This is a genomic window from Amycolatopsis sp. NPDC001319 (assembly GCF_042896185.1).
GTDB lineage: Bacteria > Actinomycetota > Actinomycetes > Mycobacteriales > Pseudonocardiaceae > Amycolatopsis.
Map to the genome: position 1 here is coordinate 191,618 of NZ_JBIAWY010000012.1, position 15,894 is coordinate 207,511.

At 71.8% G+C, this 15,894-nt stretch carries 18 protein-coding genes; 12 read left to right on the forward strand and 6 right to left on the reverse strand.

Going from position 1 to position 15,894, the window contains the following annotated elements; genetic code table 11:
- Positions 1-65 precede the first annotated feature (65 nt).
- From ACFY1H_RS37790 to crcB (ACFY1H_RS37820), 7 genes are all read left to right on the forward strand, one after another.
- Positions 66-1,406, forward strand: a complete 1,341-nt coding sequence (locus ACFY1H_RS37790) for an alginate lyase family protein (RefSeq protein WP_386954561.1) — start codon at positions 66-68, stop codon at positions 1,404-1,406.
- A gap of 109 nt (positions 1,407-1,515) precedes the next feature.
- Positions 1,516-2,541 carry a 4Fe-4S binding protein gene (locus ACFY1H_RS37795; RefSeq protein ID WP_366583615.1) on the forward strand — a complete coding sequence of 342 codons (1,026 nt, stop codon included), beginning with the start codon at positions 1,516-1,518 and terminating at the stop codon, positions 2,539-2,541.
- Positions 2,542-2,636: 95 nt separating this feature from the next.
- Complete coding sequence (locus ACFY1H_RS37800; RefSeq protein ID WP_366583616.1) at positions 2,637-2,918, forward strand: isoamylase early set domain-containing protein; 282 nt, start codon at positions 2,637-2,639, stop codon at positions 2,916-2,918.
- Positions 2,919-2,978: 60 nt separating this feature from the next.
- Positions 2,979-3,617, forward strand: a complete 639-nt coding sequence (locus ACFY1H_RS37805) for a helix-turn-helix domain-containing protein (protein WP_366583617.1) — start codon at positions 2,979-2,981, stop codon at positions 3,615-3,617.
- A 14-nt stretch (positions 3,618-3,631) separates the two neighbouring features.
- Positions 3,632-4,303 carry an enoyl-CoA hydratase/isomerase family protein gene (locus ACFY1H_RS37810; protein WP_386954566.1) on the forward strand — a complete coding sequence of 224 codons (672 nt, stop codon included), beginning with the start codon at positions 3,632-3,634 and terminating at the stop codon, positions 4,301-4,303.
- A 132-nt stretch (positions 4,304-4,435) separates the two neighbouring features.
- Complete coding sequence (crcB, locus tag ACFY1H_RS37815; RefSeq protein WP_366583619.1) at positions 4,436-4,897, forward strand: fluoride efflux transporter CrcB; 462 nt, start codon at positions 4,436-4,438, stop codon at positions 4,895-4,897.
- On the forward strand, positions 4,894-5,259 hold the full coding sequence (crcB, locus tag ACFY1H_RS37820; RefSeq protein ID WP_366583620.1) for a fluoride efflux transporter CrcB: 366 nt from the start codon (positions 4,894-4,896) through the stop codon (positions 5,257-5,259). The genes crcB (ACFY1H_RS37815) and crcB (ACFY1H_RS37820) overlap by 4 nt, the downstream gene beginning before the upstream one ends.
- A 1-nt stretch (position 5,260) precedes the next feature.
- Here the strand turns inward: crcB (ACFY1H_RS37820) and ACFY1H_RS37825 are convergent, their stop codons facing one another.
- The 3 genes from ACFY1H_RS37825 to ACFY1H_RS37835 form a co-directional block, all read right to left on the reverse strand.
- Complete coding sequence (locus ACFY1H_RS37825) at positions 5,261-5,857, reverse strand: class F sortase (protein WP_366583621.1); 597 nt, start codon at positions 5,855-5,857, stop codon at positions 5,261-5,263.
- A gap of 4 nt (positions 5,858-5,861) precedes the next feature.
- Positions 5,862-6,743, reverse strand: a complete 882-nt coding sequence (locus ACFY1H_RS37830; protein WP_386954571.1) for a hypothetical protein — start codon at positions 6,741-6,743, stop codon at positions 5,862-5,864.
- Positions 6,744-6,999: 256 nt separating this feature from the next.
- The gene (locus ACFY1H_RS37835) at positions 7,000-8,235 is read right to left on the reverse strand and encodes an alpha/beta fold hydrolase (protein ID WP_386954574.1); all 1,236 of its coding nucleotides are present in this window, start codon (positions 8,233-8,235) and stop codon (positions 7,000-7,002) included.
- A gap of 324 nt (positions 8,236-8,559) precedes the next feature.
- On the opposite strand from ACFY1H_RS37835, the gene ACFY1H_RS37840 reads away from it, so the two are divergent.
- Positions 8,560-8,730, forward strand: a complete 171-nt coding sequence (locus ACFY1H_RS37840) for a hypothetical protein (protein ID WP_386954577.1) — start codon at positions 8,560-8,562, stop codon at positions 8,728-8,730.
- Between the two features lie 51 nt (positions 8,731-8,781).
- Positions 8,782-9,720: a macrolide family glycosyltransferase gene (locus tag ACFY1H_RS37845; protein ID WP_386954580.1), complete on the forward strand. Its 939-nt coding sequence runs from the start codon at positions 8,782-8,784 to the stop codon at positions 9,718-9,720.
- A 16-nt stretch (positions 9,721-9,736) separates the two neighbouring features.
- Here the strand turns inward: ACFY1H_RS37845 and ACFY1H_RS37850 are convergent, their stop codons facing one another.
- A complete protein-coding gene (locus ACFY1H_RS37850; protein ID WP_386954583.1) occupies positions 9,737-10,039 on the reverse strand; it encodes a hypothetical protein in 303 nt (100 codons plus the stop codon).
- A 229-nt stretch (positions 10,040-10,268) separates the two neighbouring features.
- On the opposite strand from ACFY1H_RS37850, the gene ACFY1H_RS37855 reads away from it, so the two are divergent.
- Complete coding sequence (locus ACFY1H_RS37855) at positions 10,269-12,092, forward strand: coagulation factor 5/8 type domain-containing protein (protein WP_386954586.1); 1,824 nt, start codon at positions 10,269-10,271, stop codon at positions 12,090-12,092.
- A 51-nt stretch (positions 12,093-12,143) separates the two neighbouring features.
- Here ACFY1H_RS37855 and ACFY1H_RS37860 read toward each other — a convergent pair whose 3' ends face one another.
- Positions 12,144-12,761, reverse strand: coding sequence for an RraA family protein (locus ACFY1H_RS37860; RefSeq protein ID WP_386954589.1), 618 nt, complete (start codon positions 12,759-12,761; stop codon positions 12,144-12,146).
- A 101-nt stretch (positions 12,762-12,862) separates the two neighbouring features.
- Entirely contained in the window at positions 12,863-13,516 is a 654-nt protein-coding gene (locus tag ACFY1H_RS37865; protein ID WP_366583628.1) for a GPR1/FUN34/YaaH family transporter, read from the reverse strand.
- Positions 13,517-13,921: 405 nt separating this feature from the next.
- Here ACFY1H_RS37865 and ACFY1H_RS37870 point away from each other — a divergent pair, with 405 nt between their 5' ends.
- Both ACFY1H_RS37870 and ACFY1H_RS37875 read left to right on the forward strand, forming a co-directional pair.
- Positions 13,922-15,226, forward strand: a complete 1,305-nt coding sequence (locus ACFY1H_RS37870; protein ID WP_386954593.1) for a sensor histidine kinase — start codon at positions 13,922-13,924, stop codon at positions 15,224-15,226.
- Positions 15,223-15,846: a response regulator transcription factor gene (locus ACFY1H_RS37875; RefSeq protein ID WP_366583630.1), complete on the forward strand. Its 624-nt coding sequence runs from the start codon at positions 15,223-15,225 to the stop codon at positions 15,844-15,846. Before ACFY1H_RS37870 ends, ACFY1H_RS37875 begins: the two co-directional genes overlap by 4 nt.
- Positions 15,847-15,894 lie beyond the last annotated feature (48 nt).

Sequence of the window (15,894 nt, forward strand, 5' to 3'; positions counted from 1 at the left end):
GTGTTCGACTCCCTAAGTTGAATTCACATATCTGCTTGATATTCACGTACTTGAACGGAGTTGCAGTGCTGCCTCCTTCACGGTCCCGTTTCCGGCTGGGCCGGATCTCCCTCGTCTTCGCCACCGTCGCCGGCCTGCTTGCCACCACCGCGGGCGCGGCCGGAGCCGTCCCGGTGCAGCAGTCACCGAAGTCGGTGTGCGACCTGCCGATCGTCTCGCTCGCTTGTCAGCCCGACACCGTCGTGCTCGACGGGGCGCGGCTGACGAAGAACCGCGTCGGGCTGCTGCTCGGCGACAGAACCCTGCGCACGTCGCTGGCCGACCTCCTCAAGCAGGCCGACGCGGCGCTCACCAAGGGCCCGTGGACGGTCGTCGACAAGGAGCGCGTGCCGCCGAGCGGTGACAAGCACGACTACCTGAGCCTCGCGCCCTACTGGTGGCCCAGCCGGCCCGCGACGGCCGACAACCCGCAGGGCTGCCCGTACGTCCAGCGCGACGGCGTGCTCAACCCCGAGACCACCGCCGTCCCGGACAAGGCCGAGCGGCTCACCGCGTTCAGCTCCATCTACCAGCTCTCGCTGGCCTGGTTCTACACGCGCAAGCCCGAGTACGCGCAACGCGCGGCCCTCGACCTGCGCACCTGGTTCCTCGACGCGGCCACGAAGATGAACCCGAACCTCGACTTCGCGCAGGGCATCCCGTGCAAGAACGACGGCCGCGGCATCGGCATCATCGAGTTCGCCTACACCTTCACCCAGGTCCTCGACGCCGCCCGGATCCTCGACGCGGGCGCGCCCGGCTGGTCGAAGACCGACGCCACGGCGATGAAGGGCTGGTCGGCCGACTTCCTGACCTGGCTGCGCACGAGCAAGAACGGCACGGACGAAGCCGCCGAGACCAACAACCACGGCTCGTTCTACGACATGCTGTCCGCCGGCATCGCGCTCTACACCGGCGACAAAGCACTCACGAAGCAGATCGTCACAGGCGCCGAGAAGACCCGCCTCGACCACCAGATCGCGGCCGACGGCAGCCAGCCCGAGGAGTCGACGCGCACGCGCAGCTTCCACTACCACACGTTCAACCTCGTCGCGCTGACCCGCCTCGCGCAGATCGGCCGCCACGTCGGCGTGGACCTGTGGAGCTACCGGACGCCGGAGGGCGGCAGCCTGTTCAAGGCCGTCGACCACCTGCTGCCCGCCGCGACCGGCGGGGCGTCGCAGTGGCCGCTGCCCGACCTGAACTTCCTGCAGTACGCGGCGCTCGACAGCGTCCACGCCGCCGCCGACGCGGGTGACGCCCAGGCGAAGGCCGCGCTCCCGCACATCCCCGCCCCGCCGGGAGGGGACCTCTACCCGGTCCGCCCGGCCGCCGAGCAGCTCGACGACATCTCGGTCACCGGCTGAGCCCGGCGCCGCGGCGGGGGCGCGTCCCCGCCGCGGCAGGCTCGGTCTTGTTATCGGACTCAGCACGTGGGAACGTTGGTTGGAAATTCCTACCGATGGAGGACTCCTCGTGCCCGAGCTGCCGCGCAAACTTGCCGCCCACCCGTCGGTGCGCGCCGTGCTGGAGCGCGGCACCCCGCCGAAGCCGGGGCCGATCGACGCCGCGTGGCTGCGGGAGCTGGCGCTGGCCGCGGGAGCCGACGACGTCGCGGCCGTGTCGCTGGAGCACGCCGACCTGGCGGGGGAGCGGCCCCACGCGCTCGCCGCGCTGCCCGGCACGCGCAGCCTGATCTCCCTGGTCGTGCGAATGAACCGCGACAACGTGCGCACGCCCGCGCGCAGCGTCGCGAACCAGGAGTTCCACCGCAGCGGCGAGATCATCAACGAGGCGGCCCGCACGATCACCCGCGAGCTGCAGGACGCCGGCTACCGCGCGCTCAACCCGTCGGCGACCTTCCCGATGGAGATGGACCGTTTTCCAGGCCGGATCTGGGTGGTGGCGCACAAGACGGTCGCGGTCGCGGCCGGCCTCGGCGTGATGGGCCTGCACCGCAACGTGATCCACCCGAAGTTCGGCAACTTCGTCCTGCTGGCCACACTCCTCGTCGATGCCGACGTGACCGGCTACGGCGAGGCGCTGGACTACAACCCCTGCGTGGAGTGCAAGCTCTGCGTGGCCGCGTGCCCCGTCGGGGCCATCGCCAAGACGGGCGAGTTCGACTGGGCGGCCTGCTCCACGCACAACTACCGCGAGTTCATGGGCGGGTTCACCGACTGGGTGGAGACCGTCGCCGACAGCGCCGACGGCGCGGAGTTCCGCGAGCGCGTCACCGATTCCGAGAACGCGTCGATGTGGCAAAGCCTTTCCTTCAAAGCGAACTACAAGGCGGCCTACTGCATGGCCGTGTGCCCGGCGGGTGAGGACGTGCTCGGGCCGTACCTGGAGGACCGCCGCGAGTTCATGCGCACGGTGCTGCGACCGTTGCAGGACAAGGAAGAAACGATCTACGTGACCCCGGGCTCGGCCGCGAAGTCCCATGTGGAACGCCGGTTCCCGAACAAGACCGTGAAGGTGGTCCCCGGCCGCACGCCGTGAGTTCACCCGGACGGGCAGGCGGTTCTCACGCCTGCGAGCGGGAACGCGTGGAACGCTTTTCGGCGGAACCAGCCGGAAAGTGAAGGGGAGCACTCGTGATCAAGACCAGCCGAGCCGGCCGCGGGGCGAGGAAGGTGACGTTCGTCCTCCCGCTCGACACCCCGCCGGGGCCGGTCAGCGTGGTCGGCGACTTCAACGACTGGCAGCCCGGGCGCCACGAGCTGCGTAAGCGGTCCAACGGCACGCGCTCGGCCGCCGTCGAGGTGCGGCGCGGCGTGAAGCTGCGTTTCCGCTACCTCGCCACGGGCGGGCAGTGGCTCGACGACCCCGACGTGGCGACCCGCGACGGACACGACTGCGTGTTCGTCGCCGAGTAAAGGAACGTGTGCTCCACAACACCGTTGTTGTGGAGCGCGTGTTCCTTTACGCTCGGCTTCGTGCCCAGGCCGCGGATCCACGACCCCGAACGGCTGCTCGACGTCGCCGAGCGCCTCGTGGCCGACCGCGGCCCCGAGGAGGTCACCGCGCGCGGGCTCGCGCTCGCCGCGGGCGTGCCGAACAGCGCGATCTACCACAGCTTCGGCTCGCTGCCCGCGCTCGTCGGGCGCGCCTGGCTGCGGGCCGCGACCCACTTCGTCGACGTACAGGAAGGCCTGGTCGACGCCGCGCTGGCCGAGGCCGGCCCGGTCGCTGCGGTGGTCGCCGCGGCCGACGCGCCCGCCGTCGTGGCGGCGCGGCGCCCGGATGCCGCGCGGCTGATGATCACCGTCTCACCCGACCGCGTGCTGGGCCCGCAGCTGCCCGACGAGATCGCCGAGGCGCTGCACGCGCTGGACAAACGCCTGGTGCGCCTGCTCGTGCGCCTGGCGCGCGAGCTGTGGCAGCGCGGCGACGGCCTGGCCGTCGAGGTGATCACCACGTGTGTCGTCGACCTGCCGAGCGCGATCTACCGCCGTGAGCTGGCCGAAGGCCGCGTCGGTGAGGACAGCCGCCGCCGGCTCGCCGCCGCCGTGCGCGCGGTGCTCGCTCTGCCGCCGCCGAAGCGGCGTTCGTCCCGGACCGCAACCACCGTCTGAAAAGGATTCTCGCGATGCCCGCACTGACCCAGCACGAAGCCGTCTCCGTCCTCGACTTCGGTGCCGACGAGAACCGGTTCTCACCGGCGTGGCTGGAAGAGGTGAACACCCATCTCGACACCGTCACGGCCGGTTCGGCGCCCGCCGCGCTCGTGACCACGGGCAGCGGCAAGTTCTACTCCAACGGCCTCGACCTCGAGTGGCTGACCACCCACGGCGACGAGGCCGGCAAGTACGTCACCGACGTCCACGAGCTGCTCGCCCGTGTGCTCGCGCTGCCGGTGCCGACCGTCGCGGCGGTGAACGGGCACGCGTTCGGGGCCGGCGCGATGCTGGCGATGGCCCACGACTTCCGCGTGATGCGCGCCGACCGCGGGTTCTTCTGCTTCCCCGAGGCCGACATCAACATCCCGTTCACGCCCGGCATGGCCGCCCTGATCCAGGCCAAGCTGACTCCGGCCACGGCGGTCGCGTCGATGACCACCGGGCGCCGCTTCGGCGGCCCGCAGGCCCGGGAGCTGGGCCTGGTCGACGCGACGGCCGACGAGGCCGCGCTGGTCAGCACGGCGACCGAGGTCGTCGCGCCGCTGGCGGGCAAGGACCGCGGCACGCTCGGGGCGATCAAGTCCACGATGTTCGCGACCGCGTTGACGGCCCTGCGCACACCGGCGGATCTGGTCCGGTAAGCTACTCGCGCGGCGGTGGGGCTCGCCGCTCCGGGACTCCCCGAGGTAACCCGGACAACCGCAGCATTCGCTGCCAACAGTCCCTACTCGAACCGAGGGCGCTAGCATGCCCGCGTGGAGTAGGAGACATCTGTGCCCGAATCGTCTTCGCGGCGGATGCCGCTGTGGCGCCGCACGGCCGTGCGGGAGCACGCGCCGGTCCTCGTCGTGATCGCCCTCGGCGGCGGCCTGGGCGCGCTCGCGCGCTACGGCGTCGCTGAGCTGCTCCCCACCGCGCCCGGGCACTTCCCGCTGGCGACGTTCCTGATCAACATCACCGGCTGCTTCCTCATCGGTGTGCTCATGGTCGCGATCACCGAGGCGTGGACCGCGAACCGGCTGGTGCGCCCGTTCCTCGGGATCGGGATCCTGGGCGGCTACACCACGTTCTCGACCTACGTCGTCGAGATCCACGGGCTGCTGCGGCCGGGCACGGTCGGGCTCGCGTTCGGCTACCTCGCGGGCACGCTCGTGGCGGCGCTGCTCGCGGTGGTGGGCGGGATGGCGCTCGCGCGAAGGATGTTCGTCCGTCCGGAAAGGACGGTCGAGTCGTGACGGTGCTGCTCGTGTTCGTCGGCGCGGTGGTCGGGGCGCCGCTGAGGTACCTCACCGATCGCTTCGTGCAGGCGCGCCACCAGAGCGGGTTTCCGTGGGGCACGTTCGCGGTCAACCTGGTGGGGTCCTTGGTGCTGGGCTCGCTGGCCGGTGCCGGGTCGGCGTTGCCCGCCGCCGTGTCGATCCTGGTCGGCACAGGCTTTTGCGGAGCGCTGACCACGTACAGCACATTCGGCTACGAGACCGTACGCCTGCTGGAGCGGCGGGCGTACGGTCTCGCGGTGGCCAACGTGGTGCTGAGCGTGGCCGCGGGGCTGGGCGCGGCCACGCTCGGGTACGCGGTGGTCGGCTCGCTCGTCTGAACTACGAGGCGAGGTTCGCGTAGACGACAATGTTGTCCTCGTAGCTGTGCTCGGCGTGGTCGAACACGCCGCCGCAGGTGATCAGCCGGAGTTCGGGTTTGGTGCTGTTGCCGTAGACGGCGTCCTGGGGGAACTGGTCCTTGGGGACCTGCGTGAGGTGGTCGACGGTGAACTTCAGCTTCTTGCCGTCGCTGCGGTCGATGTCCACCTCGTCGCCCGGGACGAGATCCTTGAGCTTGTAGAAGATGCCCGGCTTCTTGTCGCCGTCCACGTGGCCGAGGACGATGGCCGGGCCGACCTCACCGGGCACGGGGGAGAGGCGGTACCACGCCGCCTGCATCGGAGTTTTCACCGAGGGCACGGAGATCTTGCCTTCGAGGTTGACCGCGACGGAGACCAGGCTGGACTGCGCGCCGATCTTCGGGATGCTGACCGACGTCGGGCGCAGGCCCTTGAACGGTTTCGTGACCGGCACGCTGCTCGGGACCGGTTTGGCCGCGGCGGCCGGTGCGGCGGCCGGCGCGGAACTGCAGCCGGCCAGCACGGCGGTGACGGCCAGTGCGGCGGCCGCCGTCGCGATGAGCTTGGATCGGTTCATCGGCTCAGAACCAGAACCGCGCGGTGCCGCCGAAACCGGTCTCGACGCCACCCTGGGGTGCGTAGCGGACCTGGACCGTCGGGCGGGTGACGGCGGGACCGGGTGCGGCCTTCGTGGTGTCCGAAGTGGACACCGAGGTGGCCGGGCTGCCGGCGGTGCTGCTGGGGGTCTCACCGCTGCTGGGGGTTTCACTGCCGGACGGCGGTTCGCTGGTGTCCGAAGTGGGTGGGGTGACCTGTTCGAAGGTCACGTCGCCGTGGCCCTCCTGCCCGTCGCAGGTCCAGCTGAACGGCGCGGTGGTGGCGGTGTACCCGTCGACCACGCGCACGTCGTAGTTCCAGTAGCGGCCGTCGGCACCGTCCTGGTCCGGGCCGGCGGTCACGGTCAGGCCGACGGTGGCGACGTTCCCGGGCGCGCCGGACGCGCAGGCGATGACCAGCACGCCCTCACCGCCGAGGCCGACGAAGCCGTGGCCGGCGTTGTCGGTGTACGGGTCGATGGGGGCGCTGCTTTCGGTGGTCTCGTCGGCGTTCCGGCCGTCTTGCCCGTCTTCGGAGTCCTTGGCGTCCTCGGCTGCGCGGGGCTTCGCGGCGGCCGGGGCGCGGCGGCCTTCGGTGGTCTGCACCTCGGGGTCCGCCGGCGCCGGGGTGTCGCCGGTGGTGCTCGGCGGCGTGGCGGACGTCGGGGTGCTCGAGTCGCTCGTCGGGGTCTCGGAGGTGCTGGAGTCCGATGTGGTCGGTGCCGTCGAGTCCGTCGGCTCGGACGTCGCCGAGGTCTCGACCGGCGCGGTGGGGTCGTCCTGCGCGAAGGCGGCCGGCGCGGACGCGAGCGTGAGGGCGGCGCCGGCGAGCACGGCACCTGCGAGACGGCCCAGCGGTTTCTTCACGGCGACTCCCTGCTGCGACTGTGCCCGACGTTGGGCAATGGCGGGATTCTGCCGCAGAAAAGCGACGGAGGAAAATGATTCCCGAGTGGTAAAAACCACGCTCGAATTCTGTAACGTTCCGCGTTTCCGGGCCGATGGAATTGCTCTGGTGTGGCTTCAGGAAACGACCTGATAACGAAACCGGTGGGCGTGATAACGGAATCGATCGTAACACGCCCACCATTCCCGTGGGCTATCCGGCACTTCTTTTCGATCTTCAGGCCCGGCCGCGGACGAGGTCGATGAGCCGGCCGAGCACGTGCTCGCCCGCCGCGCGCAGGCCGTTGTGCTCGTACTCGTTCGTGACCCACGGGCGCATCGTCGGGATCAGCCCGGCGGTCTCTTCGGAGAACCGGCGGTCCACGTACGCGTCCTCGGCGTAGATCGCGGCGGCGCACGGCACTTCGCAGCTTCGCAGCACGTCGGCGTCGTAGAGGCGCGGCCACTCGCGCTCGGCGAGCAGCTCGGCGGCTTCGCGCAACGGGGCGAGGCCGGGCAGGTCGGTGAACACCGACGGGAAGACGTGCTCGCCGGTGAAGAGCGTGACGTCGTCGTCGTACTCGGCCGGGCGGGTGCGCTCGGCCGACCAGCGGGTGGCGTGGCCGTCGGCGTAGCAGGCTTCGTGGATCACCGCGTAGAGCGGGTTGCGCGCCGAGAACGGCAGCGTCGCAGCGACGTCGTGGGCGAAGGCCGGGGAGTCGGGGTCGCGCTCCAGCAGGTAGTGCAGCGTCTCGGCGCCCTCGCTCGCGCCGAGGACGTGGCCGAGCTGGCGGAACAGCCGGGACGTGAGCGGCGTGCCGTCGGGCAGGGTGATCTCCCCGGCGTCGAGGCGCGCGTGCAGCTTGCGGACCCGCTCGCGGTCGCCCGGGTAGCGCCGGAAGTAGCGGCGGTTGCGCTCCAGCAGCGTCGCGTACGTCGCCTGGTACACCTCGTCGGGGTGGCGGCCGACGGGTGGCAGGCCGCCGGTGAAGAACGCCTCCCGCAGGCCTTCCGGCGCTTGCGAGAGGTAGGCGAGCGAGGTGAACCCGCCGAACGACTGGCCCAGCACGCTCCACCGCTGCACGCCCAGCTGCCGCCGGATCAGCTCCGCATCCCGCACGATCGAGTCGGCCCGGAAGTGCGCCAGGTAGCCGGCCTGCTCGGCGGGCGTGCGCCCCGGCAATGTGCCGACGGGAGTCGAGTTGCCGGTGCCCCGCTGGTCCAGCAACAGCACCCGGTAGTCCCGCACCGCCCGCCCCAGCCACCCCGAGGGGCGCCCCGCCGGCCGCGGCGCTTCGTGCCCGGGCCCACCCTGCAGGAACACGAGGAACGGCCGCTCCTCCCCGCCGTCCGGCTCCGCGACCTCCCGCGCGAACACGGTGATCCGTTCGCCCTCGGGTTTGCTGTGATCCAACGGGACGTCGAACTCGTGCTCGGTGAGCACCAGACCGGGAACGCGCACGGAGGTAGGCATGGGGCGATCAAATCACGCCGGCGCCGGCGGGGTGGGGTGGTTTTGCGGCGGGTTCCTGCCGGCCGGCCCGTCGCGCCCCGCCTCGCCGGGCGCGGGTGGTGCGATCGGACCGGTCGCTCGGCCTTGGCGGCACGAACGGTCCGCTCGCGGCTGTGGTCGCACGAACGGTCCGGTCGTGGCGGCGGCGATGCGCGAGCGGTTCGTTCGGCCCACCTGCCGGAAGGGGTGTCGATCCGGGTGCTGCGCGGTGGTCGAACGGACACAGTCCAGCCGAAACGACCGCCGTTACGGTGATCTTCTCCGGACTGCGAGGGGAAACCACCTGTGGGCAAGCACCTGTTCTTCGTCGCCGCGCCTGCGGCAGGGCATGTCAATCCGGTCTTGCCGCTGGTGGCGGAGCTGGTGGGGCGAGGGCATCGGGTGACGTTCGCGAGTGGGCCGGCGTACGTGGGGGCCATCGAGGGGGCCGGGGCGGAGGCGGTGCGGTTGCCGTGAACGCTCGATCCGACCGCTTTGTCGCGGGAGGCGTTCAGCACCACGAGCTTCGTGGGCCTGCTGGACGGGTTGCTGGAGGCGGCGGCGCCCGGGATCGACGCTCTCGTGGAGAAAGTCCGGGATGCCGACGTGGTGTGCTTCGACGCGACCGTGGCGCCCGTCGCCGCGGCCGTTTCGCAGCGGCTGGGGGTGCCGGCGGTGGCGCTGGTGGCGAGCATGGCCGTGAACGAGCACCTGCCGCTGGCGGAGCTGCTGCCGCCCGACTTCCGGCCGGACAACGAGGCGCTGGTGCGGTTCGCGACACGGCTGCACGAGTTCTCCCAGCAGCAGGGCCTGCCCGCGCCGCTGGTGCCGATGGCGGCGCCGCCGGTGCCGTTGACGCTGGTGTTCGTGCCGGCCGCGTTCCAGATCGCGGCGGAGACCTTCGACGAGACCTACCGGTTCGTCGGCCCGACGGTGCGGGCGGGGGAGTGGGCGCCGCCGGGCGGGAAGCCGGTGCTGCTGGTGTCGCTCGGGACGGCGTTCACCGACCGGCCGGACGTGTTCCGCGCGTGCGCCCAGGCGTTCGCGGGCACGGAGTGGCACGTCGTGATGTCGCTCGGCCGCACGGATCCCGCGCTGCTGGGCGAGCTGCCGCCGAACGTCGAGGCGCTGCCGTCGGTGCCGCAGCAGGCGGTGCTGGGCCACGCGACCGCGTTCGTCTCCCACGCCGGCATGAACTCGATCATGGAGGCGCTCTCGCACGCCGTGCCGCTGGTGACGCTGCCCCAAGTGCCCGAACAGGCACTCAACGCCCGCCGCGTCCGCGAACTCGGCCTCGGCGAGGTGCTCGACTCCGAGGCCCTCACCCCGGAGCTCGTGCGCGAGACGGTGCTGCGCGTCGCCGGCGACGCGCGGGTGCACGACCGGCTGGCCTGGCTGGCCAAGGAGATCACCGCCGCCGGCGGCGCGAAAGCGGCGGCCGACGCCGTGCTGGACCTGCTGGGCTGACCATCCACAAGGGACGTTACTGCTTGCCCATCGACCGGCGGATCTCGGCGAGCTTCTCCTTCGCCGCCTTGTCCCGGTCGGCGATCTTCTTGTCGAGCGACTCGATCGTCTCCGGCCCGCCGATTCCCGCGAGCTCCTGCGCACCCACCGACGTGTTGTAGCGGTTCTCGATGCGGTCGCGGACGAAGTCGAACGACGGCACGCCGCCCTCGCTGTAGTCGGGCTCGGGCAGGTCCGCCGCCGGCGCGCCAGCGCTCGCCGGGGCTTCGACGATCTCGGCGTCCAACGGTTCCTGGTCGCCCGGCTGGTTCGTGGTCATGTGGCACTCCTGTCGTCGCGGTCCCCACCCCCGACCCTAGCCGTCTCCGCAACCTGCCGCCTTTGCCCGGTACCGCCACGGTCGCGGCGTTCAGGACTTTCGGCTGTCCCGGTCACCGACAGGCGCCTTGACACCGGTGAGCCCGGCTCGGAAATGTCGGTGCCGCACGGATTCCTCGGCCCGCACACGCCGCCACGTGTCGTGTCGTGTCGAAAGGACGGTCCCCCCGTTGCCAGCACAGTCAGCCCAGCCGGCACAGCCCGACAACCCCGACCAGACCCTCGCGAGAAGAAGCTTCCTGGCGCTGGGCTCCGGCGCCGCCCTCGCGGCGACGTCCGGGCTCACCCTCGCGAGCCCCGCCGTGGCCGCCCCGGCAAGGAAAACCCCGCAAGCCCCACCGCCGGCCACCCACGCCGCCGGGCAGCCCGACTTCGGCCCCAACGTCCACGTCTTCGACTCGAGCACCCCGAACATCCAGGCCACCCTCGACGCGATCTACGCCCAGCAGCGCGGCAGCCAGTTCGGCGAGGGCCGCTACGCGCTGCTGTTCAAACCCGGCGCCTACTCCGTCGACGTCAAGCTCGGCTACTACACCCAGGTCGCCGGCCTCGGCCTGCAGCCCAGCGGCGCCAGCATCACCGGCTCGCTCGGCGTGGAGGGCGATGCGCACGGCAACGGCACGCTCGTGAACTTCTGGCGCGGCGCCGAGAACCTCAACGCCGTCCCGAAGAGCGGCGTCGACACCTGGGCCGTCTCGCAGGCCACCTACTACCGCCGCATCTACCTGCTCGGCGACCTCAAGCTGTCCGACGGCGGCTACTCCAGCGGCGGGTTCATCGCCGACTGCCAGCTCACCGGCCAGGTCAACTCCGGCACGCAGCAACAGTGGCTCACGCGCAACTCGGTGGTCGGGTCGTGGGTGGGCTCGAACTGGAACTTCGTGTTCGTCGGCTCGCCCGGCTCGCCCGCGACCTCGTTCCCCACCCCGCCGTACACCTCCGTCGAGCGCACGCCGGTGATCTGCGAGAAGCCGTTCCTGTACGTGGACGGCGCCGGCGCCTACCAGGTGTTCGTGCCCGCCGTCCGCACGAACGCCGAGGCCACCAGCTGGGAGGCGCGCAAGCCCGAGGGCACCTCGCTGCCCCTCGACGCCTTCCACATCGCCAAGCCCGCGGAGTCCGCCGCCGACCTCAACGCCGCCCTCGCGCAGGGCAAGCACCTGCTGCTCACCCCGGGGATCTACCACGTCGACCAGCCGCTCACGGTCACACGCGCCGACACCGTCGTGCTCGGCCTCGGCTACGCCACCCTGATCCCGGACAACGGCGTCACCGCGCTCGACGTCGCCGACGTGGACGGCGTGCGCGTCGCCGGCCTGCTCGTGGACGCGGGACCGGTCGCCTCCGATCCGCTTATCCGCTTCGGGCCCGACGGGTCACGCCGCGGCCACGCGCGCAACCCGAGCTCGATGCACGACGTGTTCGTGCGCGTCGGGGGTGCCGGCGTGGGCAAGGCCAAGCGGTGCGTGGTCGTCAACAGCGCAGACGTGCTCATCGACAACATGTGGCTGTGGCGGGCCGACCACGGCGCGGGCGTCGGCTGGGACGCCAACACCTCCGACGTCGGCCTGGTCGTGAACGGCTCGGGCGTGATCGCCTACGGGCTGTTCGTCGAGCACCACCAGAAGGCCCAGGTCGAGTGGAACGGTGAGGGCGGCCGCACCTACTTCTTCCAGAACGAGATGCCGTACGACCCGCCGAACCAGGCCGCGTGGATGGACGGGACCCACCGCGGTTTCCCCGCCTACGCGGTGGGCGACCACGTCCGCACGCACGAAGCGTGGGGCCTGGGCAGCTACTGCATCTTCGCCGAGGACCGCACGATCGTGTCCGACCGCGCCATCGCCGCCCCGAAGCGGCCGGGGGTGAAGTTCCACAGCATGATCACGTTCTCGCTCGGCGGCGGTCAGGGCACGATCGCCCACGTCGTCAACGACACGGGCGGCCCGTCGGACGCCGTCACCGGGCTGGCGATGCTGAAGTCCTACCCATAACGAGAAACCCGCGCCGCGACCGTCCACTCACGACGGTTGCGGCGCGGGCCGTCAGCCTGCGAACCCGCGTTCTTCCAGGATGGCGTCGATCCGGATCTGGTGGTCGGCGTCCCACTCGTCGAGCGTCTGCGCCTCTTCCTCGGCCAGGCGCGCCTGCGCGGCCAGGAGGATCCGCTCCGCGTCGGCGGCGGGCGTGACCACGACGCCCTCCTCGTCGGCGGTCACGATGTCACCTGCGTGCACGGTGACCCCGCCGCAGCTCACCGGCTCACCCAGCGGCGCGACGGCCGCCTTCCTGCCGGGGATCGGGATCAGGCCGCGGGCGAACACGGGGAACCCGAGCTCGCGCACCTCGGCGAGGTCGCGGATCACGCCGTCGAGCACGAACGCCGCGATCCCGTTGCGCTGGGCCACGGCGCAGACGTTGCCGCCCGCCAGCGCGTAGTCCAGGTCGCCGGACTCCACCACGACGATCGAGCCCGCCGGAGCGCGGTGGATGGCCGCGTGCAGCATCAGGTTGTCGCCCGCCGGGCACTGGACGGTGCAGGCCGGGCCCGCGACGCGCGGCACGGGGCCCCACAGCGGGCGCACGCCGATGTCCATCACCTGGTCGCGGCTCAGCAGGTCGGCGAGGGTCGTGGTCGGGATGTCGCGGAATCCGTCGGGCATGGTCCTCCTGTCACGTCGTCGTGTCCCGTGGACGAGACCGCGATCGTCGCAGGAAAGTGCCCCGGAGTCGCGGACTCCGGGGCACGTGTGACGCAGTTCGCTCAGTGCACGATCGGCGGGCCGAGCGGGAGTGCGGACCCGCCCGTCGCCGTCGAGGCCGAGCTGAAGAACAGGTACACACCGACGGCGGCGAACACCAGCACGACGTACCCGCCGACCTGGAGAATGCCGGCCGAGCCCTGCAGCGTGCCGACCAGCACGAGCACGAGCGCGACCTCGATGAGGAGGAACAGCAGCGTGTAGGCCACCGGCAACCGCAGGGTCGCGAGCGTCAGCATGCCGACGATGACGAGCCAGGAGATGAGGAACAACCCCTGGGTGGCGACGGCTGCTGCCGCGTCGATCCCGAACCAGTTGTGGGTCAGGCCGAGCACGAGCAGCGCGTAGCTCAGCCAGAACCCGGAGAAGATGGCGAACACACCCGCCACCGCGCTCTGGCCCACGGCGGCGGCCCAGACGGCTGCGATGAGCAGGCCGAGGCCTGTCGCGGCGATGATGACGGCGAGTGACGCGCCGACGGCCGTCGCGGGCACGTAGCCGATGAGGACGAGCCCCAGCGCGACGGATCCGACGACGAAACTGGGCAGACCGACCATCATCGGGTCGGCGGCCGGGGGCGCTTCGGGAGCGGCCTCCGCAGTGTGCTGGGCAGGTACTCGGGGGACGCTTTCGGCACTGGTATCGAGGGTGGTCATGAGCGGGCTCCCTGGTCGGGCATCCGGAATGTGCCTGGTCGTGTGCCTGGTCGTCGCGGTGGCACATCGCTCGGTATACGCCTGTCCCCAGCGGGCGGGAGTCTCATTTAGAGACGCCGCCGACCAGGTGGAAACCGGGGCACACCGCCCACATCCGGCCCGTACGCTGCAGTGATCGCCCTCACAGGGCCCCGGCGAACCGCACCCCGCGGCGCTTCACGCGGAGCAACGACTGGGCCACGAAACGGCCTAGCTCCGGCTACGCCGAGTGGATCCGCCGAAATGTCACGCAGGGTGATCGCGGAGTGCTCCGCCCGGGGAGCCGGCTCCCGCCTCGCCCGATCGGGAGGTCGTAGTCCTGCCGGACAGGTCCGGACCGGGCACCCGGGCCGATACCGTGCTCGCATGTCACCGGAGCGGAGCCCGTCCACGGCCGGGCTGCTCGCCCGGTTCACGATCGCCGGGGTGGTCGTGCTCGCGGCGCTGGCCGGCCTCATCGCCTACCTCGCGCGCGAAGCGGGCACGGCGCAGGCCACCCAGTCGGCGGTGCAGACCACGTCCGTCACGGCCCGCGGCGTGGTCGAACCGCGCCTCGACGCGGCCGTGGTGAACCGCGACCCGGCCGCGCTGACCGCGTTCGACGCGGCCATCCGGCGCTACGTGCTGCAGGGTTCGCTGGTGCGCGTGAAGGTCTGGTCCGCCGACGGCACGATCCTCTACTCCGACGCGTCCGCGCTGATCGGCGAGCGCTACCCGCTCAGTGCCGAGGAGGCCGAGGCGCTGCGGGTGCAGGGGAGCGTGTCGGAGGTCAGCGACCTGACGCGGCCGGAGAACCGGCTCGAGACGTCGTTCGGGAAGCTGCTGGAGGTCTACGTCGGGATCCGCGCGGCCGACGGGCGCCCGCTGCTGTTGGAGGCCTACTACCGCTACGACGCCGTGACGCAGGCCGGGCAGGCCGCGTGGGCACGGTTCGCGCCGCCGTCGCTGGGCGCGCTGGTGGTGCTGGAGGTCGTGCAGGTGCCGTTCGCGTGGTCGCTGGCGCGGCGCGTGCGGCGCTCGCAGCGGGAGCGGGAACGCCTGTTGCAGCACGCCGTGGACGCCTCCGACGCCGAGCGCCGGCGGATCGCCCGCGACCTGCACGACGGGATCGTGCAGGACCTGTCCGGGCTCACGTTCGGCCTCGACGCCGCCAGGCTCGGCGAGCCGGACGAGGCCCGCCGCGCCGAAGTCATCGCCGACGCCGCGGGGAGGCTGCGCACGAGCGTCGGCGCGCTGCGCTCCCTGCTCGTGGACATCTACCCGCCGAACCTCGCGGAGGAGGGTCTCGGGCCGGCGCTGGCCGAGCTGGCCGGCGGCCTGGAGCGCACGGGCGTGGCCGTGGATCTCGACGCGGACGACGCCGACGGCCTGCCCCCGGCCGCGTCGGCGCTGCTGTTCCGCACCGCGCAGGAGGTGCTGCGCAACGTCGTCGCCCACAGCGCGGCCCGGGCGGTGCTGGTGCGCGTGACGCGGGCCGGCTCGGGGGCCATCCTGGTGATCGACGACGACGGCCGCGGCTTCGACGGAGACCGGCTCACCGAGCAGGCGCGCGACGGGCACTTCGGGCTGCGGGCCGTCGGCGACCTGCTGGCCGAGGCCGGTGGCAGGCTGTCGGTGCGCGCCGCGCCCGGCCGGGGCACGCGGGTGGAGGCGGAGGTGCCGTTGTCATGATCCGAGTGCTGATCGCCGACGACCACGCCATCGTGCGGACCGGTCTCACCCAGCTGCTGAGCACCGCCGGCGACCTGCAGCTCGTCGGCGCCGCGGGCGACGGCGAGGAGGCCGTGGCGCTCGCGGCGGAGCTGGGCCCGGACGTGGTGCTGATGGACCTGTCGATGCCCGGCACCGACGGCGTCGCGGCCACCGCGCGGATCGTCGAGGCGAACCCCGACACCCACGTCCTGGTGCTCACGTCGTTCTCCGACCAGGCGCGGATCCTCGACGCGCTGCGCGCCGGGGCCGAGGGTTACCTGCTCAAGCACAGCGAGCCGGAGGTGATCCTCGCGGGCATCCGCGAGATCGTCGCGGGCGGCTCGCCGCTGGACCCGAAGGCGGCGCGCGTGCTGCTGAGCGATCGGCGGGCCGCGCAGCCCGCCGCGAAGCTGACCGACCGCGAGCGCGAGGTGCTGCGCATGGTCGGCGACGGCCTGCCGAACAAGTCCATCGCCCGGCGCCTCGGGATCACCGAACGGACCGTGAAGGCGCACCTGACCAACGTCTACCAGCGGCTCGGCGTCACCGACCGGACGCAGGCGGCGCTGTGGGCGCAGCGGCACGCCGACCGGTACTAGGACCACCGGACAATGGCGCTCCCGCGCGGCGATCGCGAGGATGGACCC